1 protein-coding gene is annotated in these 547 nt (G+C 61.6%); it reads right to left on the bottom strand.

Annotation, left to right across the window (positions count from 1 at the left end):
- Positions 1–547, bottom strand: a 547-nt coding sequence (msrP, locus tag AC1DWI_RS25960; RefSeq protein WP_477726300.1) for a protein-methionine-sulfoxide reductase catalytic subunit MsrP, incomplete at both ends; no start/stop codon positions are given.

Raw genomic sequence — 547 nt, forward strand, 5'->3', positions numbered from 1 at the left:
GCCTTGTTCCAGGCGGTGCGCGGCTCCTTGTCGGTAAAGCGGATCTTGACGATGCTCTTGCCGCTCTTGAAGCCGTACTTCCAGGGCAGCACCATGCGCACCGGTGCGCCGTTCTGGTTGGGGAGCACTTCGCCATACATGCCGAAAGCCAGCAGCGCCAGCGGGTGCATGGCTTCGTCCATGCGCAGGGCTTCCACATACGGCCAGTCGAGCACGCGGGAGCCCACAAACGGCATGGTCTTGGGATCGGCCAGGGTGACGAATTCAACGTATTTGGCGTTGCCGAGCGGCTCGACCTTCTTGATGAGCTCCGACAGCGAATACCCCACCCACGGGATCACCATGGACCAGCCCTCGACACAACGCAGGCGGTAAATGCGCTCTTCCTGCGGTGCGAGCTTGATCAGGTCTTCGAGCGTGAAGGTCTTGGGCTGCTTGACCAGGCCTTCGACGGCCACCGACCAGGGCTTGGTCACCAGCGTGTGGGCGTTCTTGGCTGGGTCGGCCTTGTCGGTGCCGAACTCGTAGTAATTGTTGTAGGTAGAGG

It is taken from the genome of Polaromonas sp. P3_C2 (assembly GCF_056402675.1).